2 protein-coding genes are annotated in these 3,088 nt (G+C 67.6%); one reads left to right on the top strand and one right to left on the bottom strand.

From position 1 onward, the window contains the following. Nucleotides 1–280 (bottom strand): hypothetical protein (locus EDF28_RS19390; RefSeq protein WP_221182531.1); only part of this gene is annotated, 280 nt, incomplete at its 3' end. Between the two features lie 16 nt (nucleotides 281–296). Between EDF28_RS19390 and EDF28_RS19080 the strand changes: the two genes are divergently transcribed. Beyond that, nucleotides 297–3,088 (top strand): Ig-like domain-containing protein (locus tag EDF28_RS19080; RefSeq protein ID WP_221182530.1); only part of this gene is annotated, 2,792 nt, incomplete at its 3' end.

The raw sequence follows: 3,088 nt of genomic DNA, 5'->3' as shown, positions 1-3,088 counted from the left end.
GCACCTTCAAGATCCGTGCGACCACGCAGCCGACAGCCGACGCCACCCTGTTCACCGTGTTCACGGCACCTCCGGGATACACCTCCACCACGCCCCAGGCCTCCACCATCCTCAAGGCCGGCGTCGGGAACAGCGTCGTGGTCCCGGAGACGACTCCCCCGGTCGCACTCAACCGCGGCGCGACGACGACCGTCCCGGTCACCGTCAAGACCACCGGCGCACGCTCGGGCGTCAACGCCACGATCGTCCTCTCTGCGCCCGCCGGCACTACCTTCGCCAACGCCGACACGCGTGCCGTGCAGTACAAGACGCCGGACGGCAACTGGACTGACTCGTCGTACCTCGGGATGCGCAACGGTGTCCGCTCCGACAGCAACACGAAGCTCACATACGCCGTCAACGGCTCCGGCTTCGATGTCCCCGCCGGCACGCTCATGCGGTTCAACACCCTGGTGTCCACGCCCGCCCAGGCCGCTGGCGGCAACAGCACCGTCGGCTACGTGTTCGCTGGCACGAGCACCCAGGGTGCCTTCAGCGCGACGGGGTCGACGGTCACCACGCTCACCGCTGCCGCCACGAGCCCGATCACGGCGAAGGTCGATTCCGTCGACAACGCCGCGAAGACCGCCGTCGTCTCCGGCACCGCCACCCCCGGCGCCGCGATCACCGTCAGCGGCACCTCGTTCGCGACCACCGCAGACGGCACCGGCAAGTGGTCCCTCACCATCCGCGACCTCCCCGTCGGAGCGAACCCCCGCACCATCATCCAGAAGGTCGGCGGCGTCGAGATCGACCGCACCAGCGTCACGATCACCATCGTCGAGAACGGTCCCATCATCGGCGTGCCCCAGCCGAACGTGACCCTCAGCCGCACCACACCCACCAACGTGCCGTTCGTGGTCGAGAACCAGGCGACCCGCACCGGCATGGAGGGGACCGTCACGGTTGCCGCTCCAGCCGGCACCACCTTCGCGCCCGGCCAGACCACGGTCACCGGACAGTGGCGCAACGGCTCCAGCGGCGCGTGGGCGAACTCCGAGGTTCTCAACCTCAAGAACGGCCGCCTGTTCGACAACAACCGCCAGATGGAGTTCGACTTCGGCAAGACCGGCGGCTCGCAGAGCGCCGGCCAGCAGTTCCGCTGGAACCTCAAGGTCGACGCCTCGAACGCCACGACGACCTCGAGCCAGATGAACTACCTGTTCATGGGCACCAGCTCCATCGGCAGCTACCGCGTCAACGGCTCGACCCCGACGACCCTCGAAGAAGCTCCGGCGAACCCGGCACCGCTCATCGTCCAGACCCCGACCAACGGGTCCACCGTCACCACCAAGCGCCCGGTGTTCTCCGGCACCGGCGACGAAGGCGCAACCATCGAGGTGAAGGGCAACGCCGGCCAGATCATCGCCACCGCAACCGTCAAGGACGGCAAGTGGTCTGCCCCCTCGGACATCGACCTCACGAACGGCGCCTACGACCTCACCGTCACCCAGACGCCCGTCCGCGGCGACACCTCGAACGCCCGCGTCAACTTCACCGTCGAGGCGGCTCCGGAGTCGACCACCCTCGGCATCCACAACCTGGGTGCGGCACCGGACTCGGGCGAGGTGTTCACGAAGGACACGACCGGCAAGGTGCGGTGGAATCCGCAGGTATCGGCGAATCCCACCGGCATCGACATCGAGAACGGCAAGTCCTACTCGTGGACGTTCACCCTGCCGGTCGGCTACGAAGCCGTCAACCTTCCCGATCCGTCGACCTGGTACGGATGGCACGTGGAGTGGTTGAAGGGCACCACCTCCGACGGCCAGCAAACCGTCACCTACAAGAACACGAACGTCTCCGGCGAGACGATGAAGAACGAAACCACCGACATGGGCGAGCGCTCGTTCAGCATCCGTGCCACCGAAAAGCCGACCGCGGACAGCACCCTCACCGCCTCGTTCACGCCGCCACCGTCGTACACTTCCTCGTCTCCCAAGGGATCGGCGACGCTGAAGGCTGCCGCCGCGCTGACCGCCACGGTCGGGACCGTCGACAACGTCGCGAAGACCGCCGTCGTCTCCGGCACCGCCACCCCCGGCGCCGCGATCACCGTCAGCGGCACCTCGTTCGCGACCACCGCAGACGGCACCGGCAAGTGGTCCCTCACCATCCGCGACCTCCCCGTCGGAGCGAACCCCCGCACCATCATCCAGAAGGTCGGCGGCGTCGAGATCGACCGCACCAGCGTCACGATCACCATCGTCGAGAACGGCCCCATCATCGGCGTGCCCCAGCCGAACGTGACCCTCAGCCGCACCACACCCACCAACGTGCCGTTCGTGGTCGAGAACCAGGCGACCCGCACCGGCATGGAGGGGACCGTCACGGTTGCCGCTCCAGCCGGCACCACCTTCGCGCCCGGCCAGACCACGGTCACCGGACAGTGGCGCAACGGCTCCAGCGGCGCGTGGGCGAACTCCGAGGTTCTCAACCTCAAGAACGGCCGCCTGTTCGACAACAACCGCCAGATGGAGTTCAACTTCGGCAAGACCGGCGGCTCGCAGAGCGCCGGCCAGCAGTTCCGCTGGAACCTCAAGGTCGACGCCTCGAACGCCACGACGACCTCGAGCCAGATGAACTACCTGTTCATGGGCACCAGCTCCATCGGCAGCTACCGCGTCAACGGCTCGACCCCGACGACCCTCGAAGAAGCCCCGGCGAACCCGGCACCGCTCATCGTCCAGACCCCGACCAACGGGTCCACCGTCACCACCAAGCGCCCGGTGTTCTCCGGCACCGGCGACGAAGGCGCCAAGATCGACATCCGGACCAACGCCGGCCAGATCATCGCCACCGCAACCGTCAAGGACGGCAAGTGGTCTGCCCCCTCGGACATCGACCTCACGAACGCCGCCTACGACCTCACCGTCACCCAGACGCCCGTCCGCGGCGACACCTCGAACGCACGCGTCAACTTCACCGTCGAGGCGGCTCCGGAGTCGACCACCCTCGGGACGTACAACCTCACCGGGAAGCCCAACACCGGCGACGCCTTCGCCAACGGCACCCAGGGCACTGTCTCCTGGAACGCACGAGCCAAGAC

The sequence above is a fragment of the Curtobacterium sp. PhB137 genome (assembly GCF_003814955.1).
Taxonomy (GTDB): domain Bacteria; phylum Actinomycetota; class Actinomycetes; order Actinomycetales; family Microbacteriaceae; genus Curtobacterium.
The sequence above is the reverse complement of the archived record's forward strand: the minus strand, read 5'-3'. Positions and strand labels throughout refer to the sequence as shown.